Source organism: Pseudomonas artemisiae (assembly GCF_057128685.1).
Genome location: NZ_JBSKHS010000002.1, coordinates 136,066 through 160,268, shown reverse-complemented (window position 1 = coordinate 160,268; position 24,203 = coordinate 136,066). Strand labels below are relative to the sequence as shown.

20 protein-coding genes and 1 riboswitch are annotated in these 24,203 nt (G+C 59.1%); of the genes, 10 read left to right on the top strand and 10 right to left on the bottom strand.

Annotation, left to right across the window (positions count from 1 at the left end):
• Positions 1–5 precede the first annotated feature (5 nt).
• Positions 6–2,129, bottom strand: a complete 2,124-nt coding sequence (locus ACWKV4_RS03455; RefSeq protein ID WP_483831089.1) for a putative bifunctional diguanylate cyclase/phosphodiesterase — start codon at positions 2,127–2,129, stop codon at positions 6–8.
• Between the two features lie 333 nt (positions 2,130–2,462).
• Between ACWKV4_RS03455 and ACWKV4_RS03450 the strand changes: the two genes are divergently transcribed.
• Positions 2,463–3,131 carry a polysaccharide lyase family 7 protein gene (locus ACWKV4_RS03450; protein WP_483831090.1) on the top strand — a complete coding sequence of 223 codons (669 nt, stop codon included), beginning with the start codon at positions 2,463–2,465 and terminating at the stop codon, positions 3,129–3,131.
• 109 nt (positions 3,132–3,240) lie between these two features.
• Here the strand turns inward: ACWKV4_RS03450 and fba are convergent, their stop codons facing one another.
• The 5 genes from fba to tkt all read right to left on the bottom strand — a co-directional run bounded on the left by fba (position 3,241) and on the right by tkt (position 9,302).
• On the bottom strand, positions 3,241–4,305 hold the full coding sequence (fba, locus tag ACWKV4_RS03445) for a class II fructose-bisphosphate aldolase (protein WP_483831091.1): 1,065 nt from the start codon (positions 4,303–4,305) through the stop codon (positions 3,241–3,243).
• A gap of 449 nt (positions 4,306–4,754) precedes the next feature.
• Entirely contained in the window at positions 4,755–4,991 is a 237-nt protein-coding gene (locus ACWKV4_RS03440; RefSeq protein ID WP_483831092.1) for a hypothetical protein, read from the bottom strand.
• 4 nt (positions 4,992–4,995) lie between these two features.
• Entirely contained in the window at positions 4,996–6,159 is a 1,164-nt protein-coding gene (locus tag ACWKV4_RS03435) for a phosphoglycerate kinase (RefSeq protein WP_483831093.1), read from the bottom strand.
• Between the two features lie 3 nt (positions 6,160–6,162).
• Positions 6,163–7,227 carry an erythrose-4-phosphate dehydrogenase gene (gene epd / locus ACWKV4_RS03430; protein ID WP_483831094.1) on the bottom strand — a complete coding sequence of 355 codons (1,065 nt, stop codon included), beginning with the start codon at positions 7,225–7,227 and terminating at the stop codon, positions 6,163–6,165.
• Between the two features lie 77 nt (positions 7,228–7,304).
• On the bottom strand, positions 7,305–9,302 hold the full coding sequence (tkt, locus tag ACWKV4_RS03425) for a transketolase (protein WP_483831095.1): 1,998 nt from the start codon (positions 9,300–9,302) through the stop codon (positions 7,305–7,307).
• Between the two features lie 183 nt (positions 9,303–9,485).
• Here tkt and ACWKV4_RS03420 point away from each other — a divergent pair, with 183 nt between their 5' ends.
• The 4 genes from ACWKV4_RS03420 to ACWKV4_RS03405 all read left to right on the top strand — a co-directional run bounded on the left by ACWKV4_RS03420 (position 9,486) and on the right by ACWKV4_RS03405 (position 13,942).
• Positions 9,486–10,481 carry an ArsR/SmtB family transcription factor gene (locus ACWKV4_RS03420; RefSeq protein ID WP_483831096.1) on the top strand — a complete coding sequence of 332 codons (996 nt, stop codon included), beginning with the start codon at positions 9,486–9,488 and terminating at the stop codon, positions 10,479–10,481.
• 21 nt (positions 10,482–10,502) lie between these two features.
• On the top strand, positions 10,503–11,693 hold the full coding sequence (gene metK, locus ACWKV4_RS03415) for a methionine adenosyltransferase (RefSeq protein ID WP_483831097.1): 1,191 nt from the start codon (positions 10,503–10,505) through the stop codon (positions 11,691–11,693).
• 111 nt (positions 11,694–11,804) lie between these two features.
• On the top strand, positions 11,805–13,550 hold the full coding sequence (gene ligB / locus ACWKV4_RS03410; RefSeq protein ID WP_483831098.1) for an NAD-dependent DNA ligase LigB: 1,746 nt from the start codon (positions 11,805–11,807) through the stop codon (positions 13,548–13,550).
• The gene (locus tag ACWKV4_RS03405) at positions 13,547–13,942 is read left to right on the top strand and encodes a DUF1090 domain-containing protein (protein WP_483831099.1); all 396 of its coding nucleotides are present in this window, start codon (positions 13,547–13,549) and stop codon (positions 13,940–13,942) included. The genes ligB and ACWKV4_RS03405 overlap by 4 nt, the downstream gene beginning before the upstream one ends.
• A gap of 12 nt (positions 13,943–13,954) precedes the next feature.
• Here the strand turns inward: ACWKV4_RS03405 and ACWKV4_RS03400 are convergent, their stop codons facing one another.
• Positions 13,955–14,341, bottom strand: coding sequence for an MAPEG family protein (locus tag ACWKV4_RS03400; protein WP_483831100.1), 387 nt, complete (start codon positions 14,339–14,341; stop codon positions 13,955–13,957).
• A 382-nt stretch (positions 14,342–14,723) separates the two neighbouring features.
• Complete coding sequence (locus ACWKV4_RS03395) at positions 14,724–15,137, bottom strand: acyl-CoA thioesterase (protein ID WP_483831101.1); 414 nt, start codon at positions 15,135–15,137, stop codon at positions 14,724–14,726.
• 424 nt (positions 15,138–15,561) lie between these two features.
• Positions 15,562–15,691, top strand: a riboswitch (S-adenosyl-L-homocysteine riboswitch).
• A 22-nt stretch (positions 15,692–15,713) separates the two neighbouring features.
• On the opposite strand from ACWKV4_RS03395, the gene ahcY reads away from it, so the two are divergent.
• The 4 genes from ahcY (at position 15,714) to rhlE2 (ending at position 21,038) form a co-directional block, all read left to right on the top strand.
• The gene (ahcY, locus tag ACWKV4_RS03390; protein ID WP_483831102.1) at positions 15,714–17,123 is read left to right on the top strand and encodes an adenosylhomocysteinase; all 1,410 of its coding nucleotides are present in this window, start codon (positions 15,714–15,716) and stop codon (positions 17,121–17,123) included.
• 97 nt (positions 17,124–17,220) lie between these two features.
• Positions 17,221–18,069 carry a methylenetetrahydrofolate reductase [NAD(P)H] gene (metF, locus tag ACWKV4_RS03385; RefSeq protein ID WP_483831103.1) on the top strand — a complete coding sequence of 283 codons (849 nt, stop codon included), beginning with the start codon at positions 17,221–17,223 and terminating at the stop codon, positions 18,067–18,069.
• A 93-nt stretch (positions 18,070–18,162) separates the two neighbouring features.
• Positions 18,163–18,891, top strand: a complete 729-nt coding sequence (locus tag ACWKV4_RS03380) for a substrate-binding periplasmic protein (RefSeq protein ID WP_483831104.1) — start codon at positions 18,163–18,165, stop codon at positions 18,889–18,891.
• Positions 18,892–19,172: 281 nt separating this feature from the next.
• Complete coding sequence (rhlE2, locus tag ACWKV4_RS03375; RefSeq protein ID WP_483831105.1) at positions 19,173–21,038, top strand: RNA helicase RhlE2; 1,866 nt, start codon at positions 19,173–19,175, stop codon at positions 21,036–21,038.
• Positions 21,039–21,282: 244 nt separating this feature from the next.
• On the opposite strand, the gene ACWKV4_RS03370 is transcribed toward rhlE2, so the two are convergent.
• Both ACWKV4_RS03370 and ACWKV4_RS03365 read right to left on the bottom strand, forming a co-directional pair.
• Positions 21,283–21,882, bottom strand: a complete 600-nt coding sequence (locus ACWKV4_RS03370) for a YceI family protein (RefSeq protein WP_483831106.1) — start codon at positions 21,880–21,882, stop codon at positions 21,283–21,285.
• A gap of 37 nt (positions 21,883–21,919) precedes the next feature.
• The gene (locus ACWKV4_RS03365; RefSeq protein ID WP_483831107.1) at positions 21,920–22,471 is read right to left on the bottom strand and encodes a cytochrome b; all 552 of its coding nucleotides are present in this window, start codon (positions 22,469–22,471) and stop codon (positions 21,920–21,922) included.
• A gap of 236 nt (positions 22,472–22,707) precedes the next feature.
• Between ACWKV4_RS03365 and ACWKV4_RS03360 the strand changes: the two genes are divergently transcribed.
• On the top strand, positions 22,708–24,114 hold the full coding sequence (locus ACWKV4_RS03360; RefSeq protein ID WP_483831108.1) for an adenosylmethionine--8-amino-7-oxononanoate transaminase: 1,407 nt from the start codon (positions 22,708–22,710) through the stop codon (positions 24,112–24,114).
• The last annotated feature ends 89 nt before the right edge of the window (positions 24,115–24,203 follow it).

Below are 24,203 nucleotides of genomic sequence, written 5' to 3'. Positions count from 1 at the left end.
GCCACCTAGCGCCCAGGTGAAGTTGGCGGGGCCGCAGGGGGGAACTGGGTGGCGGCGTCCGCGGTAAGCGGGTGCGCAACCACGAAGCCCTGAATGTACTCACAGCCGTTGTCTTCCAGCCAGCGGTATTGCTCGGCGTTTTCCACACCTTCGGCAATCACGGTAATGGAGAACTGCCGGCATAAGTCGATGACCGCTCGGGCAATACCTGCGTCGCGGGCTGAATGAGGCAGTCGGGCGACCAGTTGGCGATCAAGCTTGAGGGTGTCGATAGGCAGGTCCCGAAGAATCTGCAACGAGCAGTGCGCCCAGCCGAAGTCATCCAGCGCCACGCGCACCCCTAGCCCACGTAGCAAGGACAACTGCCGCTTGGTTTCTCCCAGGTTATGCAGCAACGAAGGTTCAACCACTTCTATTTCCAGTTGGTGGGGCATTAGGCCATTGGCGGAAATGGCGTGCTGTAGCTCTGTCACCAGATTGGGCATGCTGAACTGTGCGTTGCTCAGGCTAACGCCCAATACCAGGTCGTCATCAAAGCGCTCACGCCATTGGCGCCGCTGTGCCGCCCCTTCCTGGTAGATCCAGGACGTAAGCCGGCTGATCAACCTCGCCTCTTCAAGCAGGGGAATGAACAAGCCTGGCGGCACGTCGCCAACGCTTGGGTGCTGCCAGCGCAGCAGGGCTTCGAAGCCTCGCAGACGGCCATCCGCGACACGCACCTGTGGCTGGTAAACCAGCGAGAACTCCTTGTGTTCGATGGCCGCTGATACGCTTTCCTCCAGCAGCAGCCGAGAGCGGGCACGTACGTTCAGGTCTTGGTCGTAATACCGGTACTGCTGTTTACCCGCTTGCTTGGCGGCGTACATCGCAATATCCGCGGCCCGTAACAAGTGATCGAGGTTAACGCCGCACTCAGGGTAGGTAGCGATACCAATACTCACACCCAGGGTGACTTCCAGCCCATCGATCTGGCTGCAACTGCGCATACGCTCAAGAATTTTCTCTGCCACCTTGGCCGCCTGCTCGGGGTAATCCAAGGTGTCGAGCAGCGCGGTGAATTCATCGCCACCAATACGGCCGATGATGTCGTACGGGCGCAACAGCTCTTTGAGCTGATTGGCCACCCAACGTAATACCCTGTCCCCGGCGTCATGGCCGTGGGTGTCATTGATGCGTTTGAAGCCGTCCATGTCCAGGTACAGCAACGCCTGGCTCTTCTCGGGCCGCTCATTACGCACCAACGCGCTTTCTACCGTCTGGTAGAACCCTCGCCGGTTAAGCAAGCCGGTGAGGGGATCGGTGACCGCCTGGAACTCCAACTGCTGGTGCAGGTTGCGCACCACGGACATGTCCTGAACGGTAAGGACCATGGCCTTTTCGCCTGCCAATGGGGCGCACGACAACGACACCGGAAGGGATTGCCCGGAGAAGGTCCGCAGCACCGCGTCGTGTACCCGATGAATGTCTCTGAGGGTATAGGCGCGGAAAAACTCTGACTCGTGCCAGCTGGTGACGCTGGGCTTTTCGATAAAATCCAGCAGGCGCGCGCTTTGCAGCTCGTCGATGGTCGCGCCCAGCAAGCGCGAAATGGCCGGGTTCGCAAAGCGGATATTGCCTATTTCGTCGATGACCAGTATGCCTTCAGCCGCGTTCTCCAATACCGATGCGTTGAAAGCACGGGCCGCTTCGAGGTCACGGGTAAGGCGTTGCAATTCTCGGCGGCTGCGCTGCTGCTCGAGAATGGCCTGCACCTTGGGCTTGAGGATTTCAGCGTCGATAGGCTTGAACAGGTAGTCCACGGCGCCATTGGCATAGCCCTTCAATACGGCGGCATCGGATTGCTCATTAGCCGTAAGGAAGATGATTGGCGTCAGCCGGGTGCGCTGGCTGCCCTTCATCAGGCGCGCGACTTCAAAGCCGTCCATGCCAGGCATTTGCACATCCAGCAGAACCAGGTCCACCTCGTGCTGCAACAGTAAGCCCAAGGCTTCTACGCCGGAAGCAGCCGTTAGCACCTGCCAGTCCTGTCGTTCCAACAGCGCTCGCATGCTCAGCAGGTTCTCTGGATAGTCGTCCACCACCAGAATGGTCGAGCGATCTTCAGTGGGTTTAGTGGTCGCGCGATCCATGCTACTTCTCATCTACAAGGTGGCTACAAGCCATTATTTGCTGGACCCAGGTAAGGGACACTCTAGCCCTGCATTTGTCGCTTAACGCAACGGGAAAATTCTAAAAATGTGACGTACCTGACGAACGGTTTTTTGCTGAAACGGCTTAAATCAATAAGTTATGCAATGCCGACAAACGGTTGGCGCCAACGGGATGGCGCATACCCGTGGAAAGTGTATCGTCTTTTTCACATAAAGGGGGCCGCCCTTTACTTACCCAGATAACCCTGGGGTTTTCTACCACTTAAGTCGGACATCTACTTCTCCCAGCATTATTAGTTTAGGTGACTTGCCATGATCGATCTCTCTACCTGGAACCTTAGCATTCCTGTTGGCGCTCCTGCGAAAACTATCGAAACACCAATGCTAGTAAAAGGCTATCAAGACCCCTACTTCCATGCTGATAGCGGTGCGTTGTTTTTCTGGGCGCCTGTAACCGGCAGCACGACCAAAAGCGCCAAGTACCCGCGCAGTGAACTGCGGGAAACCAATACCGACGGCTCCTTGAGAAACTGGAAATACACAGGGGCAGATAACTACCTGCGCGCCACCCTTACCGTTAACCAAGTGCCCTCCACAGGCAAGGTCGTGATCGGTCAGATTCACCAGTACGATAGCAATGAGCCGCTAATGAAGCTGGAGTATCAGTACAAGACAAGCAGCAAAACCGGCAACATCGTCATCAAACTGAGGCCCTCACCTTCCCAGGATGAACCAACGGTCATCCAGGTCGGTACCGGTGTGAAACTCAACAGTGCTTTTGATTACACCATTCATCTGGATAAAACTGGCCTGCTTACGGTTAACGCTGCCAATTACCAATGGAGTACCCAGCTTAGCTCAGGCTGGAAAACCAAGAACCTGTATTTTAAGGCCGGCGTATATGTACAGGACAATGCCGGTTATGCCACCGAGGGCGGTAAAGTTACATTCAATAAGCTGGCTATTAGCCATAACCTGTAATGCAGGCCTTATTCACTGCCGTGTTAAAGCGCCATAAAAAAACGGCGGTCCTCGCTCCAATAATGGAGCGGGCCCGCCGCTTTCTTTTTGCCGTGGGTATTACAGAGGCTTAGTTGACCTTGGCGGCCAATTCACCCTTGGCATAACGCTGGAACATAACTTCCAACGACAGGGGTTTGATCTTCGATGCTTGACCGGCAGTGCCGAAGGCTTCGTAGCGGTCGATGCACACGTCGCGCATGGCAGTTACGGTATGGCCCAGGTATTTACGCGGGTCGAACTCGCTGCGGTTCTGCGCCATGAAGCGACGGATCGCGCCAGTGGAAGCCAGACGCAGGTCGGTGTCGATGTTTACCTTGCGCACGCCATACTTGATGCCTTCGACGATTTCTTCAACCGGCACGCCATAGGTTTCTTTAATATCACCGCCAAACTCGTTAATAATCGCCAACCAGTCCTGAGGCACTGAGGACGAACCGTGCATTACCAAGTGGGTATTGGGGATGCGCTTGTGGATTTCCTTGATACGGTCGATGGCCAGAATGTCGCCGGTAGGCGGCTTGGTGAACTTGTAGGCGCCGTGGCTGGTGCCGATGGCGATGGCCAAAGCATCGACCTGGGTTTGCTTGACGAAGTCGGCGGCTTCTTCTGGGTCGGTCAGCATTTGGCTGTGATCCAGGGTGCCTTCGGCGCCCACGCCATCTTCTTCACCGGCCTGGCCGGTTTCCAGTGAACCCAGGCAGCCCAGCTCACCCTCTACGGACACGCCACAGGCGTGGGCGAAGGCAACAGTCTGCTTGGTGACACGTACGTTGTACTCGTAGTCCGACGGGGTTTTGCCGTCTTCCTTCAGAGAGCCGTCCATCATCACCGAGCTGAAGCCCAATTGGATGGAGCGCTGGCAGATGTCAGGGCTGGTCCCGTGGTCTTGGTGCATGACCACTGGAATATGCGGGAATTCTTCCACTGCTGCCAAAATCAGATGGCGAAGGAACGGAGCGCCCGCGTATTTACGGGCACCGGCCGAAGCCTGCACGATCACCGGCGAGTCGGTCTTGTCAGCCGCTTCCATGATCGCGCGCATCTGCTCAAGGTTGTTCACGTTGAACGCCGGTACGCCGTAGCCAAATTCGGCGGCGTGGTCCAGCAATTGGCGCATGCTAATCAGTGCCATGGTGTATTTCTCTCCCGGTCCAGGGTCGTTAAAAGTGCAAGCGCGGCCACCGCGGCGGCCACCCTACAGGCTAGTCACAGGCCGTCATGCGGCCCGCGTATGTTCACGGGGCTTGCGACCCCGGCCGATCAAATCACGCAACTCCCTGCCTGCCTGAAAACAGGCCAGGTCAATGCGACCCGCAATTTTGCAAATTGTTGCTGCCTCCAGTCGGATCACCGGTCGCATTGGTTTGAACACGCTGATCGTTCTGGTTGCTGGGCAAGTCCACCGGGGCTGGCGTGAAGACTTCACACGCACTGCGCTCGCCCCCGAACATCGAACAGCCAGTGAGCAGAAACATGGAACAGGCTAAGGCAAATAGGGGCTTCATAGCAGACTCCATTCATGAACCGGGACATGTACGTTAGGTACAGAACCTAAAGACCACCTACCTGCCGGTTCGTTGCCTAACGGCAAGGCACGGTGCCGTCTACGCTCTCTGCCTCGCCAGTATCCAATGCTTCCTGGCCATCACGCTTGCCAATGACCGGTGCCGTTTGCGCCTGCCAGCGTGCCAAGGCGCACGCTTGCGAGCTAGGCCCTGTGGCTTCACCCGTGGCTACCCCAGGCTGGTCTGGAGAAGGGTCATGGCTACAAGCGGCCAACCCGAAGGCCAGCACACAGGTGGCTGCGAAGCGGTACATGGCTTCAGCCCTTGGCGCGCTGTTCCAGCATTTCGACCGCGGGCAATACCTTGCCTTCGACGAATTCCAGGAACGCGCCACCACCAGTGGAAATGTAAGAAATCTGCTGGGCCACCCCGTACTTGTCGATCGCTGCGAGGGTATCCCCGCCACCGGCAATGGAAAAGGCCGAGCTTTCAGCGATCCCTTGGGCCAGCACTTTGGTACCGTTGCCAAATTGGTCGAACTCGAACACCCCTACAGGGCCGTTCCATAGAATGGTGCCGGCCTTCTTCAGCAGCTCGGCAAAGTGTGCGGCGGTCTTGGGGCCGATATCCAGGATCATATCGTCGTCAGCCACTTCATCCAGGGCCTTGACGGTCGCTTGCGCGGTTTCGGCGAATTCCTTGGCAACGACTACGTCTACCGGCAGCGGCACGCTCACCTTGCTGGCGATGGCTTTGGCGGTATCGAGCAGGTCTGGTTCGTACAGCGACTTACCGACCTTGTGGCCCGCGGCAGCCAGGAAGGTGTTGGCGATACCACCGCCCACGATCAACTGGGTGCACACAGCGCTCAGGCTGTTAAGCACGTCCAGCTTGGTGGATACCTTGGAGCCCGCAACGATGGCCACCATGGGTTGCGCTGGGGTTTTGAGGGCCTTGCCCAACGCGTCCAGTTCAGCCGAGAGCAAGGGGCCTGCCGCCGCGACCTTGGCGAACTTGGCCACGCCATGGGTCGAGCCTTCCGCGCGGTGGGCGGTACCGAAGGCGTCCATCACATATACGTCGCACAATGCGGCGTATTGCTGGGCCAACTCATCGGCGTTTTTCTTCTCGCCCTTGTTGAAGCGTACGTTTTCGAACAGCACCACTTGGCCAGGCTCTACCGCAACGCCGCCCAGGTAATCGTTTACCAGGGGGACTTCACGGCCCAACGCCTTACTGAGGTACTCGGCCACAGGCTTAAGGCTGTTTTCAGCGGAGAACTCACCTTCCACGGGCCGGCCCAGGTGCGAACACACCATCACGGCGGCGCCTTTTTCCAAGGCCAGGCGGATGGTCGGCAAGGAAGCGACAATACGGGCGTCGCTGGCCACCGCACCTTCCTTGATCGGGACGTTCAGGTCTTCGCGAATCAGCACGCGCTTGCCTTGCAGATCCAGGTCGCTCATTTTCAACACGGTCATGTGTCAGTCCTTAGGCGTATTCGTTTTTGTAGTAGCGATGTCGAGAAAATGCCCCGCGACATCCAGCATTCGATTGGCAAAGCCCCATTCGTTGTCGAACCAGGCTAGCAAGTTGACCAGCCGAGGCCCAGAGACCCGGGTTTGACTGGCGTCGACGATGGCCGAGTGCGGGTCATGGTTGAAATCACAGCTGGCGTGCGGCAACTCCGTGTACGCCAATAACCCTTGCAAAGGCCCGCCTGCCGCCGCTTCGCGCAGCACACGGTTGACCTCCGCCGCGTTGGTGTCGCGGGCAGTCTGCAAGGTGATGTCAAGGCAAGACACATTGACGGTAGGTACGCGCACTGCTTTGGCCTGAATTCGGCCCGCAAGTTCCGGAAGCAGCCGTTCTATTCCACGCCCCAGGCCGGTAGACACCGGTATTACCGACTGGAAAGCCGAACGGGTGCGGCGTAGGTCGTCATGGTGATAGGCGTCAATCACCGGCTGATCGTTCATGGCCGAATGAATGGTGGTGATGGACGCATACTCGATTCCGAAGGCGGCATCGAGCAGGCGTAGCAATGGCACCGCACAGTTGGTGGTACAGGAGGCATTGGAGATCAGCCGCTCATTACCCTGTAAGTGGTGCTGGTTGATGCCGTACACCACAGTGGCGTCTACATCCGCCTCGCTGGCCATGGGCTGGGAAAACAACACTCGCGGCGCACCGGCGGCCAAAAAGCGCTCGCCGTCCGCGCGGCTGTCCCAGGCGCCAGAGCACTCCATCACCAGATCCACATTCAACCCGGCCCAGTTCACCCCTTCCGGGGTGGCGCTGCGAAACACTTGTAAATGGTCGCCATTGATGCACAGGTGCCCATCAGCTACCCGTACATCACCCGGAAAGCGCCCATGGGTGGAGTCAAAGCGAGTGAGGTATTCCAGGCTAGGCAGATCAGCCAGGTCGTTAAGGGCAACAACCTCGATACCGCCCCGGCCCCGGCGCTCGTATAACGCGCGCAAGACGCAACGGCCTATGCGGCCATAACCGTTGAGGGCAACCCGAAAAGGGCGTGATAAGGACATGGCGCGGTTCACACCTTAAATGGGCAATGCGCCACGGCGCCCACCTGGTAAGGCAAGGCCGTGGCAGCGCAGCGGGCTCAGTCTTCCAGCAGCTCGTTGGCCAGGCCGACGATGTTGTCCACGGTGAAGCCGAACGCTTCGAACAGGGCGGGCGCTGGGGCCGACTCACCAAAGGTAGTCATGCCAACGATACGGCCTTCAAGGCCCACATACTTGTACCAGAAGTCCGCGTGGGCAGCCTCGATGGCGATACGCGCGCTGACTTCCAGCGGCAACACCGACTGCTTGTAGCTGGCGTCCTGTGCGTCGAACACGCTGGTGCTGGGCATGGACACGACGCGCACATTACGGCCAGCAGTAGTTAGCGCATCCGCGGCCAATACCGCCAGGCCTACTTCCGAACCGGTGGCGATCAGAATCAACTCTGGCTCCCCGGCGCAGTCCTTGAGGATGTAACCGCCTTTGGCGACGTTGGCCAATTGCTCGGCATCGCGAGGCTGGTGGGTCAGGTTCTGTCGCGAGAAAATCAGCGCCGAAGGCCCGTCCTGGCGCTCCAAGGCATATTTCCAGGCAATGGCCGACTCAACCGCATCCGCGGGGCGCCAGGTATCCAGGTTGGGCGTGCCACGAAGGCTGGCCAACTGCTCGATAGGCTGGTGCGTAGGGCCGTCTTCGCCCAGGCCGATGGAATCGTGGGTGAACACATAGAGCACACGCTTTTTCATCAGCGCCGACATGCGTACCGCATTGCGGGCGTATTCCATGAAGATCAGGAAGGTTGCGCCGTAGGGAACGAAGCCGCCATGCAAGGCGATGCCGTTCATGATGGCGCTCATGCCGAATTCGCGCACGCCGTAGTACAGGTAGTTACCCGCTGCGTCTTCGGCGCTGATGCCCTTGCAACCCTTCCACAAGGTTAGGTTCGAGCCTGCCAGGTCAGCGGAGCCACCCAGCAACTCGGGCAGCAACGGGCCAAAGGCGTTAAGGGTGTTCTGACTAGCCTTGCGGCTGGCGATGGTTTCACCCTTGGCGACCACTTGCGCGATATAGGCATCGGCCTGCTCGGCGAAGTCTGCCGGCAGCTCGCCGCTCATGCGCCGGATCAGCTCATTGGCGAGGTCCGGGTGGGCGGCGGAGTACGCGGCGAAACGTTGGTCCCATTCAGCCTCGGCGGCGGCGCCCTTCTCGCGGCAGTTCCACTCTTTATAGATGTCCTCGGGAATCTCGAACGGGCCGTGATTCCACTTAAGGTTGGCGCGAGTCAGTGCGATTTCGTCATTACCCAGAGGCGCGCCGTGGCATTCCTCTTTGCCTTGCTTGTTTGGGGAGCCAAAACCGATGGTGGTTTTGCAGCAGATCAGCGTGGGCTGCGTGCTTTTACGGGCGGTGTCGATAGCGGTCTGGATTTCGTCCGCGTCGTGACCGTCCACGTTACGGATGACCTGCCAACCATACGCCTCGAAGCGCTTGGGGGTATCGTCGTTGAACCAGCCTTCGACTTCACCATCGATGGAAATGCCATTGTCGTCGTAGAACGCGATCAGCTTGCCCAGGCCCAGGGTGCCTGCGAGGGAGCATACTTCGTGGGAAATGCCTTCCATCATGCAGCCATCGCCCAGGAACACATAGGTGTTGTGGTCGATAACGTTATGGCCAGGGCGGTTGAACTGGGCGCCCAGGGCTTTTTCAGCGATGGCGAAGCCCACGGCGTTCGCCAGGCCTTGGCCCAAGGGCCCGGTAGTGGTTTCCACCCCAGGGGTGTAACCGTATTCAGGGTGGCCTGGGGTGCGGCTGTGAAGCTGGCGGAAGTTCTTCAGGTCGTCGATGGACAGGTCGTAGCCGGTCAGGTGCAGAAGCGAATACACCAGCATCGAGCCGTGGCCGTTGGACATCACAAAGCGGTCGCGGTCCACGAAGGCGGGGTTGGCGGGGTTGTGCTTAAGCACGTCGCGCCACAAGACTTCGGCGATATCGGCCATCCCCATGGGCGCGCCGGGGTGGCCGCTGTTGGCTTTTTGCACCGCATCCATGCTGAGGGCACGAATGGCGTTGGCACGCTCACGACGGCTGGGCATCGCTGATCTCCACTGACAATGATGAAACTGCAAAGGCGGTATTTTCGCCGATGGTCAGTATGCTCGCAATGGAAGAACACCGGCAGGATGGTTTTTAGCCCGGAAAGATTGGCGTAAACAATATCAAAACTTTTTGATATTACCCTTGCGAGCCATTGGAGTGCCGTCTAGACTCCGCTCCCTATGAGCTTGCGCGTACCTTCCATTCGCCACGAACCCGCCGACGACCTGGCCAGCCTGTGCAAGGCCGGGGGCGACCCACTGCGCCTGAATGTGCTGCGGGCCCTGGCCAGCGACTCGTTCGGCGTGCTGGAGCTGGCACAGATCTTCGAAATCGGCCAATCCGGCATGAGCCATCATCTGAAGGTCTTGGCCCAGGCTGGGCTTGTGGCCACGCGCCGCGAAGGCAACGCGATCTTCTATCGCCGCACGCTCCCAACTGACCAACGCCCGGGTGGGCGGCTCCACGGTGCTCTGCTTCAAGAGGCCGATGCCCTGGAGTTACCCACTAGTGCCCAGCGTCGCATGGCTGAAGTCGAACGCCAGCGCGCGGCGGCAAGCCAAGTGTTTTTCTCCAAGGTAGCCGATCGCTTTCGCGCCCAGCAGGATTTGATCGCTGGGTTGCCTCAATACCGCGAGAGCCTATTGGCGCTGCTTGACACTCTGGTGCTCGGGCCTGGCTCCACGGCCCTGGAAGTCGGCCCAGGCGACGGTGGTTTTTTGCCAGACCTGGCTCGGCGCTTCGGTCAGGTCACCGCCCTGGATAACAGCCCGGAGATGCTAGAACTGGCTCGCCAGTTGTGCCAACGCGAAGGGCTTGGCCACGTTGAATTGAAACTGGGCGATGCACTGAGTGAGCTGCCCCTGAGCGCCGATTGCGTGGTGCTCAATATGGTATTGCACCACTTCAGCGATCCTGCCCACGCCATGCAGCGGCTGGCAGCGCGGGTAAACCCCGGCGGCAGTTTGCTGGTGACCGAGTTGTGCAGCCACGACCAGGATTGGGCCAGGACGGCCTGCGGAGATCTCTGGTTGGGCTTTGAACAGGAAGAACTGGCCCGCTGGGCCACCGCTGCGGGGCTGCGCCCTGGGGTTGGCCTCTATGTAGGCCTGCGTAACGGTTTCCAGATCCAGGTTCGCCCCTTCGGGCGGCCGGCTGGCAACACTCACCACCGGTAATTTTTTCAGGAAGCCCTCGAGATGAGCGAATATTCCCTTTTCACCTCAGAGTCCGTGTCCGAAGGGCACCCGGACAAAATCGCCGACCAGATTTCCGATGCGGTACTGGACGCTATCATTGCTGAAGACAAGCACGCTCGCGTGGCCTGTGAAACCCTGGTCAAAACCGGCGTGGCCATCATCGCGGGTGAAGTGACCACCTCGGCCTGGGTCGACCTGGAAGAAATCGTCCGCAAGGTCATCATCGACATCGGCTATAACAGCTCGGATGTAGGCTTCGACGGCGCTACCTGCGCGGTAATGAACATTATCGGCAAACAGTCCGTAGACATTGCCCAGGGCGTTGACCGCAGCAAGCCGGAAGACCAAGGCGCGGGCGATCAAGGCCTGATGTTCGGTTATGCCAGCAACGAAACCGACGTATTGATGCCCGCCCCGATCCGCTTCTCCCATGCCCTGGTGGAGCGCCAGGCCGAAGCCCGTAAATCCGGTCTGCTGCCTTGGCTGCGCCCGGATGCCAAATCCCAGGTCACCTGCCGTTACGAAAACGGCCGCGTGGTTGGTATCGACGCGATCGTACTGTCCACCCAGCACAACCCTGAAGTGAAATACAGCGACCTGCGCGAAGCGGTGATGGAGCTGATCGTCAAGCACAGCCTGCCCACCGAGCTGCTGCACAAGGACACCCAGTACCACATCAACCCAACGGGCAACTTCATTATCGGCGGCCCCGTTGGTGACTGCGGCCTGACTGGCCGTAAGATCATTGTCGACACCTACGGCGGCATGGCACGCCATGGTGGTGGCGCGTTCTCCGGGAAAGATCCCTCCAAGGTGGACCGCTCCGCCGCCTACGCCGGCCGTTATGTGGCCAAGAACATCGTGGCTGCTGGCCTGGCCGACCGTTGCGAGATTCAAGTGTCCTACGCCATCGGCGTGGCCCAACCTACCTCCATTGCGATCAACACCTTCGATACCGGTAAGCTGTCAGACGACAAGATCATTCAGCTGGTACGGGAGCACTTCGACCTGCGCCCGTACGCTATCACCCGCATGCTCGACCTGCTGCACCCCATGTACCAGGCCACCGCGGCCTATGGTCATTTCGGCCGCACCCCCTATGAAATGACCGTGGGCGACGACACCTTCACGGCCTTCACCTGGGAACGCACTGACCGCGCCGATGCGCTGCGGGCGGCGGCTGGGTTGTAAACCCTTGGCGTTGCCTTAGTTGCAACACCTCGAAAAAGCCTCCCCTACCCGGGAGGCTTTTTCCGTTCTAGGCTTTCAGTTCTCTACCTCACTAGAGCAAGGATGCTCACCATGCGGTTATCTTCCCGTTGGCTTGGCGCGGTCGCGCTTCTGTTCTCGGTACCCCTATGGGCCTGCCCTTCATGGCCTCCTGAAGAGGCGGCCAGCAAAATCGAGGGCCTGCAAAAGCAGGTGGATGAGTGGAACCTGGCGTACCACCGCGACGGGGTTTCGCTGATCGCCGATGAGTTGTATGACCAAGCTGAAGCCCGGCTGCAGCGCTGGCGGTCGTGTTTCCCAGCCATGCCCCCCGCTGGCGCGGTAACCCGCCCTAGTGGCCCTCAAGCCCACCCCGTGGCCCACACAGGGGTTAGCAAGCTGGCGGATGCGGCGGATGCGCGCGCTTGGTTGGCTGGGCGCGACGAAGTGTGGGTGCAGCCGAAGGTGGACGGCGTGGCCGTAAGCGTTGTTTACAAGCAAGGCCAGCTCGCTCAAGTTATCAGCCGCGGCGATGGGCTGCGCGGTCAAGACTGGACCCACCAGGCACACGCCATTGCTGGCCTGCCTAAGCAATTGCCCCAGCCAATGGACTTGGTTCTGCAAGGCGAAATTTATCTGCGGGTGGAAAACCATATTCAGGCACAAGCCGGTAGCAAGAATGCCCGTAGCCAAGTCGCCGGCATGATGGCCCGGCGTGACCTCGCCCCCGAAGACGCCAGCCGCTTGGGATTCTTCCCTTGGGAGTGGCCAAGCGGCCCCGGTACTCAGGCCGAGCGCCTGGCTGAGCTGGCCGAGCTGGGCTTCAGTGCCCCTCAGCAATTCAGCCACCGCATCGGCACGTTCGAAGACGCGGCCACTTGGCGCGACTATTGGTACAACGCCCCCCTACCCTTTGCCACGGACGGCATCATCCTGCGTGATAGCCGAAGGCCAGCCGCGCACCGTTGGAAGGCCCAAACGCCCTATTGGATAGCCGCCTGGAAATACCCGTGGCAGAGCGTGCTGGCAGAAGTGCGGGACATTACCTTCGAAGTTGGCCGTACCGGGCGCGTGACGCCTGTGCTGGAGCTGCATCCTGTACGCCTTGACGACCGCATGGTAAGCCGTGTGAGCCTGGGTTCAGTGCGCCGTTGGGAGGGGCTGGACGTGCAACCTGGCGACCAAGTAGCCTTGGCGTTGGCTGGCCTGACTATTCCACAAGTGAGTGAAGTGATTTGGCGTAGCCCCTTGCGTAAACCCATAGAACCTCCGGACCGGGCACGTTATACAACATTAACCTGCTGGCAACCTGAACCTGGCTGTCGCAGCCAGTACCTGGCACGCCTGCAATGGCTCAGCAGCCCAAATGGCTTAGGCATGCCTCAAGTAGGCAAAGGCACCTGGGGCCGGCTGTTGGATGCGGGCTTGTTGCCGGAGCTACACAGTTGGTTGCATTTGGACGAAGCCATGCTGGCTAGCGTCGATGGCATTGGCCCGCTCTCTGCGCAGCGCATCGCGCGGCAATTTGCCGAAGCACGAACAAAGCCTTTTAAGAATTGGCTGAAAGCGATGAGCGTCCCACCCACGCGTAAGGCTGATATTTCAGCCAATTGGAACCGACTGGCGACTCGCACGCTGGAGCAATGGGTCAATGAAACCGGCGTCGGCAAAGGGCGAGCGGCGCAATGGGTAGCGTTTTTCCAACACCCTCCAGCCTGGCGAATGGCACGGGCACTGCACGCCTTGGGTGTCGATGGCTTCGTTGAAGGGTTTGAACTTCCCCCCCACTTCCGTTCCAATAGCCTCGAACCCAGCGTAACCACCCCGGAGACTTCATGAAAGCTTTGCTTCCCCTGGCCCTTATTCTCAGCGCGATGGCTCAGCCGGCCCTTGCCGCGGCGCCGGATGAGAGCAGCGAACTCAAGGGCTGCGCCGCGAAGGAACAACGTGTACAGGACCAAATCACCCGTGCTCGCCAAGCTGGCAACACAAGCCAAATGGAGGGTTTGCACATCGCGTTAGGCGAACTGCAAGCCAACTGCACCGATGAGGGCCTCAAGAAAGAACGTGAGAACAAGGTGCTAGAAGCCAAGCGCGAGGTGAGCGAGCGTCAGGCCGATCTCGACAAGGCCATGAAAAAAGGCGATCCCGAGAAGATCAACAAGCGCAAGGACAAGCTCGGCGAGGCCCGTAAGGAGCTACAAGAGGCCGTAGACGAACTCGACAAGTAAAGCGCTTGCGGCTCAGGCACCCACGCAGAACAGCGCAACTATTGTTGCCATCCCTACGAACCATGTAATGGACCGTAGGGTGGCTTGGTCCGCCAAGTAGCACAGGATGTACAGTACCCGGCTGATAACGAACACCACGGCCAGCAGGTTTAGCGTGCCTTGCTCGGCGCCACCCGCCAGGTGGGCGATAATCACCGCCGCCGCGAAGGCCGGGGTTATTTCAAAACCATTGAGCTGTGCGGCATGGGCACGCTTGGGCAAGCCTTCGAGTTTATCCAAGTAACCACGCGGATCGCGGTTAGCGTTCGAGCCAAAGCGCCCACCTGCCAGTTTTGCTGTAATCGTGCACACATAGGGCAGTACGATAGCGATCAATACACACCAATAAGCCGTTGTCATGGTTGCCTCGAATCAATGGAATTTCATGATCATGAAGCCCGCTACTACTAGCCCGCAGGCGAGTAAGCGAGGCATGCCCAGGGGTTCGCTCAGGTAACGCAGGGTAGCAGAGGGGCCGCTGTATGACTTGGGGTTTCGTGGACGCACCGCGGCTGTAAGGGCGCGTCACGGCAGTCGATCCCGGGAGGAGGCCTTGGACCACGTGGGTACTCTGGTGGAAGCTCGGAGTACACTGGCTGGCAGCCGACGGTTAACAGCAATAGCACCAACAGTGATGAATAGCGCATGGCAAACAACCCAAGTAAATATGGAAGCTAGATTGTCCTCCTCCCCCTTACCTGTGCCTTTAGCGAAAGCGCGGAAACCTCTGCAGGGCGTTTCCTCAAAACTTGTCAGCACTTATACCTTCTTCAGCGAACTGGTCCTTGATATAGCGGATTTCCGTACGGCCATGGGGCGCGGGTAAGCCATCCTCACCCAGGTTTACGAAGACCAGCTTATCCACGGTAAGAATGCTTTTGCGGGTGATTTTGTTGCGTACTTCGCACATTAGGGTAATGGACGTTCGGCCGAACTCGGTTGCCGTGATACCTAGCTCGATGATATCCCCTTGGCGAGAGGCGCTGACGAAGTTGATTTCGGAAATGTACTTGGTGACCACGCGCTGATTGCCCAACTGCACGATAGCGTAAATAGCCGCTTCTTCGTCGATCCAACGCAAAAGGCTACCGCCGAACAGCGTGCCGTTGGGGTTGAGGTCTTCGGGCTTTACCCATTTGCGGGTGTGAAAATTCATGGCTAGCCTTTTCTGAGTGGAGTCTACTTTTACCGTAGATACCGTCTTGGCTCTCACCTCGCAAGTGGAGCCATACATCTCTTAGCAGCAGAGCTGGTCGCGAGCAAGCTCGGCTGCTACGGGAACAACAGGCCATACCGTAGCAGCCCGGCTTGCCGTCTACCAGGGCCTGTTGCGACAGTGCATCTATCGCCCGTAGGAGCGAGCGCAAGCTCGCGAAGAGACGGGACATGTACGCAATGACCCACTGTTCGCCAGCTTTGCTGGCTTCTACAGCAAGCCTGCTTTTGCGATGAAGATCAAGACGGTATCCCTGGCATAAATGACCAAAAAACGCCCATCAGCACATTCGACACCGTGCCCAGGCTCCCTATATACTGCATAACGTTTTACCGCCCGCGCGCTACGCGGGCGCTCCCGCCACCTGACCGAGGGGCGCTGCAGCAGGTCATCCTGTCAGGCTCGGTTGGGGCGTTTGCAAGGCCGGCACTGTTCGGCCTCCGGGCAAGCCAGGTACCCCCTGTAGCCCTAACGCACAACGGCGCCCATTCGCATACTACGAATGGAGACTCTTCAATGAGTGCTGTACAGACGCCTGCTGATTTTTCCGATTACAAAGTCGCCGACATTTCCCTGGCCGCCTGGGGCCGCCGCGAAGTCATCATCGCCGAATCGGAAATGCCCGCGTTGATGGGCCTGCGCCGCAAATACGCCAGTGAGCAACCGCTCAAGGGCGCGAAAATTCTCGGCTGCATCCACATGACCATCCAAACCGCCGTACTGATCGAAACCCTGGTTGCCCTGGGCGCGGAAGTACGCTGGTCATCGTGCAATATCTTCTCCACCCAGGACCAAGCCGCTGCTGCCATCGCTGCCGCTGGCGTGCCTGTGTTTGCCTGGAAAGGTGAAACCGAAGCCGAATACGAATGGTGCATCGAGCAGACCATCCTCAAGGATGGTCAGCCATGGGACGCCAATATGATCCTTGATGACGGCGGTGACCTGACCGAAATCCTGCACAAGAAATACCCAGCGATGCTTGACCGTATCCACGGCATCACCGAAGAAACCACTACCGGTGTGCATCGCTTGCTGGACATGCTGGCCAAGGGCACCCTCAAAGTACCGGCCATCAACGTCAACGATTCGGTAACCAAGAGCAAAAACGACAACAAATACGGCTGCCGTCACAGCCTGAACGACGCCATCAAGCGTGGTACCGACCACTTGCTCTCCGGCAAGCAAGCGTTGGTGATCGGTTATGGCGACGTGGGCAAGGGCTCGGCGCAATCGCTGCGCCAGGAAGGCATGATCGTCAAGGTATCGGAAGTAGACCCGATCTGCGCCATGCAGGCCTGCATGGACGGCTTCGAAGTGGTATCCCCTTACAAAGACGGCCTTAACGACGGCACTGATGCCTGCGTAGACGCCGCCCTGCTGGGCAAGATCGACCTGATCGTCACCACCACCGGCAACGCTAACGTCTGCGACGCTGGCATGCTCAAGGCGCTGAAAAAGCGCGCTGTGGTGTGTAACATCGGCCACTTTGACAACGAGATCGACACTGCCTTCATGCGCAAGAACTGGGCATGGGAAGAAGTCAAGCCGCAGGTTCACAAGGTACACCGTACCGGTGCAGGCAGCTTCGATGCCTACAACGATGACTACCTGATTTTGTTGGCCGAAGGCCGCCTGGTTAACCTGGGCAACGCCACTGGCCACCCAAGCCGGATCATGGACGGCTCCTTCGCCAACCAAGTGTTGGCCCAGATCCACCTGTTCGAGCAGAAATTCGCTGATCTCGCCCCAGCCACCAAGGCTGAGCGCTTGACCGTTGAAGTGCTGCCCAAAAAGCTGGATGAAGAAGTGGCGCTGGAGATGGTCCGTGGCTTCGGCGGCGTAGTGACTCAGCTCACGCCCAAGCAGGCCGAGTACATCGGCGTAACCGTGGAAGGCCCATTCAAGCCTGATACCTACCGCTACTAATACGCTGCAAGCGGTAAGCCGCAAGTGGCGGGCCCCTAGGTTGGCCTGCTGCTTGGCGCTTGCAACTTGCGGCTCTTCCACGAAGAGCTGCCTGACTATGTCTTTTGCAAATAAAAGCTTCAGCGCGGAGTTTTTCCCCACCAAAACTGAGGCAGGGCACGAAAAACTTATCGATGCCGCGCGCCAGATGATCGCCTGCGACCCGGTATTTTTCTCCTGCACCTACGGGGCTGGAGGCTCTACCCGCGACCGCACCTTGGAAACCGTGCTTCAGCTGGAACGAGATGTACAGGTTCCCGCGGCACCGCACCTGTCTTGCGTAGGCGACAGTAAAGCCCAGTTGCGGGCGTTGCTGGCGCAATACAAAGAGGCCGGGATCAAGCGCATCGTGGCGCTACGCGGTGACCTGCCTTCAGGTATGGGCATGTCTGCCGGGGAGTTGCGCTATGCCAGCGATTTGGTGGAGTTCATACGCGCGGAAACTGGCGACCATTTCCACCTTGAAGTCGCCGCCTACCCTGAGATGCACCCGCAGGCGCGCAACATGGAGCACGACCTCGCCCACTTCGCCCGCAAGGCCAAGGCAGGCGCTGACAGCGCGATCACGCAGTACTTCTTCAACGCAGACAGCTACTTCTATTTCGTTGAACGCGTGCGCAAGCTGGGTGTAGAAATGCCGATCGTGCCGGGGATCATGCCCATCACCAACTACAGCAAACTGGCACGGTTTTCCGATGCCTGTGGCGCGGAAATCCCACGCTGGGTGCGCAAGCAGTTGGAGGCCTACGGGGACGACACCAACAGCATCCAAGCCTTTGGTGAAGAAGTGATTACGCGTCTGTGCGAGCGGTTGCTCGAAGGCGAAGCACCTGGGCTGCACTTCTATACGCTAAACCAGGCCCAGGCTAGCCTGGCGATTTGGCGAAACCTTAACCTGGCTCGCTGAATGCACGGCCTAGGAGAGCTTCTCCATGGGCCTTTGCTCGGCGCTGACATCAGGCGACTAGTCAGGGGCGGCCCCGCCCCTTACTCTGCGCACATGCGCGCTATAGCCTGCTTCATCCTTTTAATCGCTCAGGCTTCGCTGACCCAAGCGTCAACGCTGCCCCTGCGTATTGTTACAGAACCCTTGCCACCCTATGTGTATCTGGAAGGCAAGGCGCCTGCGGGCGTTGATTACGAAATCACTAGCGAGGTCTTCAAGCGCCTTGGCATCACGGTAGAGTGGGAATTCTTGCCGTGGCGGCGCTGCCTGATGATGGTTCAGCAAGGGGAGGCCGACGCGGTTATGGATATTTTCCATACCAGCGCTCGCGAACACTGGCTGGTGTACGCTACCGAAGCGCTTTCTCAGGTGGATTTAGTACTGTACCAGGCCAGTGAACGCCCTATACCCCTTAGCGGCCTACGGAACCTTAAAGGCATGCGCGTTGGCGTGGCGCCAGGGTTCGAGTATGGCCAGGCGTTTGCCGAGTCGTTGGCCGAAAAAGAACCTGCGCCTAGCCTGGAAGCGAACTTTGGCAAGCTATTGCTCGGCCGGATCGACTTGGTGATCTCGGATCGCAGGGCTGGCCACTTTGCCTTGCGCCAATTGGGGCTCGATCAAAAAATCGATCAGATTCCAGGGGCCCTGAGCTCGGAGGTGCTGTACTTGGCATTACGGCGCAATGCTGACAATCCTGCCTTGGCCGAGCGTTTCAGTAACGTATTGCGCCAGTTCAAACAGGAACCGGCCTATGCTCAGTTGCTGATGCGCTACGGTCTTTAGAGCGAACTTCGCGCTTTGTTATAAAAAACCCGCCATTTAGCTGCCAAAAACCAGCGTTGCGCCGAGGCTCTGTTATACTCCAGGGCTCCCGCCAGGCTTACGCCCGGACGCTGGACCCCTCGCATTCTCTTCACCGCATGCCCGCGCCTGGCTTAAGCCCCGGCAGCCCGCTGCGAATTTTGGCGAGCGCCAGCAGTACCGGACGCGGTTGCGTCGATATCCGCCCCCGCGCCAGGCAAACGATCCCCGGGCTTAAGCCCCCATAATGAACAGGATTGCCCATGTCCTTTGCTTCCCTCGGTCTTTCCGAGGCTCTAGTCCGCGCCATCGAGGCAGCAGGCTATACACAGCCTACCCCCGTGCAACAGCGGGCCATTCCCGCCGTGTTGCAGGGCCGTGACCTCATGGTTGCCGCCCAGACCGGTACTGGTAAGACCGGCGGCTTCGCCCTGCCTATCCTGGAACGCTTGTTCCCCGCTGGGCACCCCGACAAATCCCAGCGCCATGGCCCACGGCAACCTCGCGTGCTGGTGCTTACCCCCACCCGCGAACTGGCGGCCCAGGTGCATGAAAGCTTCCGTGTGTATGCGCGTGATCTGAAATTCGTCAGCGCTTGTGTGTTTGGCGGCGTGGGCATCAACCCGCAGGTTCAAGCCCTGTCCAAAGGTGTAGACGTACTGGTGGCCTGCCCAGGCCGGCTGTTGGACCTTGCCGGTCAAGGCAGCGTCGACCTGGCCCATGTGGAAATTCTAGTGCTGGACGAAGCCGACCGCATGCTCGACATGGGCTTTATCCATGATGTGAAAAAGGTCCTGGCCCGGTTGCCCGAGAAGCGTCAAAACCTATTGTTCTCGGCGACCTTCTCCAAAGAAATCACCGAGCTGGCCGAACGGCTGTTGCATAACCCCGAGCGCATCGAAGTCACGCCGCCCAATACCACGGTCGAGCGTATCGAGCAGCGGGTTTACCATATCGGCGCCAGCCATAAACGTGCGCTGCTCGCTCATTTGATTACCCAAGGCGCTTGGGAGCAGGTATTGGTGTTTACCCGCACCAAGCACGGCGCTAACCGCCTGGCTGAATACCTTGAAAAACACGGGCTGACCGCTGCCGCAATCCACGGCAACAAGAGCCAGAACGCTCGCACCAAGGCTTTGGCCGATTTCAAGGCCAGCACCGTGCGGGTGTTGGTCGCTACCGACATCGCGGCCCGTGGTCTGGATATCGACCAACTGCCCCATGTGGTGAACTTCGAGCTGCCTAACGTAGAAGAAGATTACGTTCACCGTATTGGCCGTACCGGTCGCGCGGGCCGCAATGGCGAAGCTATCTCGCTGGTGGCGCCCGATGAAGAAAAACTGCTTAAAGGCATCGAGCGGATGACCCGGCAGAAAATCCCTGACGGTGAGCTGATGGGCTTCGACGCCAGCACCATCGAAGCGGAAAAACCTGAAGTGCGCGAGCGCGCGCCAGCCAACAAGCCCCGTGGCCGCACCCCTGGTGGCGACAAGCCTTCCGGTGGTGGCCGCAGGGACAAAGGCAAGGACAAGGGTAAAGACAAGCCTCGGGAAAAAACCACCGAAGCCCGCTCAGAAAGCCGTGCCGAGAACCGCGGCGAGCCACGCCAGCAGCGTGAACGCAAGCCGCAGCGCCCTGCACAGGCTCAAGCGGGTGCGCCGATCGAAGCGGGCAACCGCGACCCGGAAGTGTTCCTGGACGACGAAGTGGATAACTTTGGTAACCGGGCAGACTATGTGAGCCCTTACCAGAACCAGAAGAACCAAGCCCGGAACCGTCGCCAAGGTACCGCCGCCGTCAGCCAAGCACCTGCTCAGGGCGCGCGTCGTCAGCCTGCCGCGCCACGTGCTGCCACGGAAGGCGCGGCCAAGCGCACCGGTCCGCGTACCAACGGAGGTCAAAAACCTGCCGGCACCGGCCAGAACCGTCGCGACAACCCACGCAATCACCGCCCCCGCGACGAAGCAGGCGCCCCAGCGGTCAGCGATGCTCGGCGCGAAGCACCAAAGCCGAAGATCATCATGAAAGAGTCAAAGCTCGACCGTACCCTCACGGCCGAGCAGCTTGATGACCTGCAAAATCGCAACAAGGCCGGTGAAAAACCAGCATTGCTGACTCGCAATCGTTAATGACCTGGGCGCGCGGATACTTTTCCCGCATGCCCACAACTTTGCGCGGTGCCAGCTTGCTGGCGACCGGTCGCACCACGGTGTTGAACACGTTCGCGGCCAAGGCCTGCTGCTACAGAGCGTGTAGCCCCAGATATTGCGCTTGCAAGGTGAAGGTCAAGACGGTGTCCCATGCGCTTAGCAGGCGCCAATAAAAACGCCGCGCCCTTTTACAGAGCGCGGCGTCTTTTATTACAGGGGAGGCTTACTTGGCCTTCACGCCTTCGAACACGAAGTACAGCTCAACGGTATCGGACTGCGGCCCCAGGTCCATGGCTTTAGGCGCAAAGTCTTTGCGGTTGATGCTGGTGGTACCCTCAAAGCCTGCACGGTAACCGCCCCATGGGTCTTTGCCTTCACCCAGGAAGGTGGCCTTGATCACTACAGGCTTGGTTACACCTTGCAGGGTCAGGTCGCCGGTCACATCGGCGGTCTGCTTACCATCGGCGCTCTTGCCGGTGGGCTTCACGCTGGTGGATTTGAAGGTCGCTGTCGGGAAGTCGGCAACGTTGAGGAAATCCTTGCTGCTGATGTGCTTGTCGCGCTCGGCATGGTTGGTGAACACGCTAGCGGTTTTGAGGTTGACCTCGATTTTGCTGTCTTCAGGCTTAGCCGCATCGAAGCTGAATTTGCCGTCGAAATCCTTGAAAGTACCGGTGATAAAGCTGTAGCCCAAGTGGCTGATCTTGAAGTTGACGAACGCGTGCTGGCCTTCTTTATCGATGGTGTAGTCGGCGGCCATGGCCTGCCCAGCAGTGAGAGCGGCGGCACCAAGGGCCAATACGGCCAGGGTAGTCTTGAACATTTGCGGTTTCCTTTGCAGTGAGTGCATCAAGTGAACGTTAAGCCTGGCGACCCAGCATACGCACCAAGGTGGCATCACGGTCGATGAAATGGTGCTTGAGCGCGGCCAGCCCGTGCAGCACGGAAAACGACACCAGCACCCAGGCCAGGTAAAGGTGGATATCCCCTGCCCGCTCCGCTTGGTTTTCAAAACCGGTATACAAAGCAGGCACTTCGAACAGGCCAAACACTGAGATACCAACGCCATCTGCGGTGGAGATCAAATAGCCGGTGGTCATGACCAGAAAGATATCCAGGTACAGCAGCAGGTGTACGGCGGTTGCTGCTACACGGGTAGGCTTGCCTTGGTTAGGTGTAGGCGGCGGCGGTGGGCTTATCAGGCGCCATACCACCCTTAACACCATTAACCCAAACAGCACCAAGCCAATGCTTTTGTGCAGCTCTGGCCCGGCTTTACGCCAAGGGTCGTAATAGCCCAGGCCTACCATCCACAGGCCCAGAGCAAACATACCGAACACCGCAAGCGCCACACCCCAGTGCAACACCATGCTAACGGCCCCATAGCGGGACGGCGAATTGCGAAGCTGCATGCCAGCATCCTCTAGAAAGCTAAGCAGAGAGTAATGGTTTATCTATCGAAAAAAAGCGAAAAAATTCGCTTTGAACTATCTAAACCTGCGATAGGAATCTTCCCTAATCGGGGTTAAGGCAACGTTAATCCAAGCAGCGGCAACGCCCACTGGCCGGATTGTGGGTTGTCTGTGGGCGGCGCATTGCATAGGCTTGCCCATCATTTTTTTGCCCCTCGGGCCGTGGCGGAGTGTTTATGAGCCAGAACCAGCAGTGGATGCAACGGGACCTTGCCGTGTTATGGCACCCCTGCACGCAGATGAAAGACCATGAGCACTTGCCCATCGTGCCGATCAAGCGCGGCGAAGGCGTATGGCTGGAAGATTTCGATGGTAAGCGTTACTTGGACGCCGTCAGTTCGTGGTGGGTCAATGTGTTCGGCCACGCCAACCCCCGTATCAACCAGCGCATCAAAGATCAAGTCGACCAACTGGAACACGTGATATTGGCGGGCTTCAGTCACTCGCCGGTCATCGAACTGTCCGAGCGCCTGGTAGCTATCACGCCCGACGGGCTGGACCGGGTGTTCTATGCAGACAACGGCTCTTCGTGCATCGAAGTGGCCCTGAAGATGAGCTTTCATTACTGGCTCAATCGCGGCCAGCCCGAAAAAAAGCGCTTCGTGACACTGACCAATAGTTACCACGGTGAAACCATCGCCGCGATGTCGGTAGGTGATGTGCCGCTGTTCACGGAAACCTATAAGGCGCTGTTGCTCGATACCCTCAAGGTGCCTAGTCCCGATTGCTACCTGCGCCCTGAAGGCATGAGCTGGGAAGCGCATTCGCGCACCATGTTCGCTGCCATGGAGCAAACCCTCGCCGAGCACCACCAGACCATCGCCGCCGTGATCATCGAACCCTTGATTCAGGGGGCTGGCGGCATGCGCATGTACCACCCGGTGTACCTCAAGCTGCTGCGGGAAGCGTGCGACCGCTACGGCGTGCACCTGATCCATGACGAGATCGCCGTAGGCTTTGGCCGTACCGGCACGATGTTCGCCTGCGAACAGGCAGGCATCCGGCCAGACTTCCTTTGCCTGTCCAAAGCCCTCACCGGGGGCTACTTGCCGCTGGCCGCATGCCTGACCACTGATGACGTGTACCAGGCGTTCTATGACGACTACTCCACACTCCGGGCGTTCCTGCACTCCCACAGCTACACCGGTAACCCCTTGGCCTGCGCCGCCGCCCTCGCCACCCTGGATATCTTCGAGCAAGACCAGGTGATCGAGCGCAATCGCGCCCTGGCCGCGCGCATGGCAGAGGCCACGGCGCACCTGGCGGACCATCCCCATGTGGCGGAGGTGCGTCAGACCGGCATGGTGCTGGCCATAGAAATGGTACGCGACAAAGCCAGCCGGGAAGCTTACCCCTGGCAAGAGCGGCGCGGCCTGCAAGTGTTCGAGCACGCCTTGACCCGTGGCGCGCTGTTACGCCCATTGGGCAGCGTGGTGTACTTCCTGCCGCCTTATGTGATCACGCCGGAGCAGATCGACTTCCTGGCACAAGTGGCCACCGAAGGCATTGATATCGCCACCCAGGCGCGAGCGCCGGTAAGTGTTGCAACCGGAAGGTACCCGGGCTTCCGAGACCCAGGCTAACACTCTTACCCTGATGCCGACGGCCTGTTTGCTACCGGTGGCTGCGCGGCATCTGCACGTTATTTCATTCCTTCGTTTGGCGATTCTGG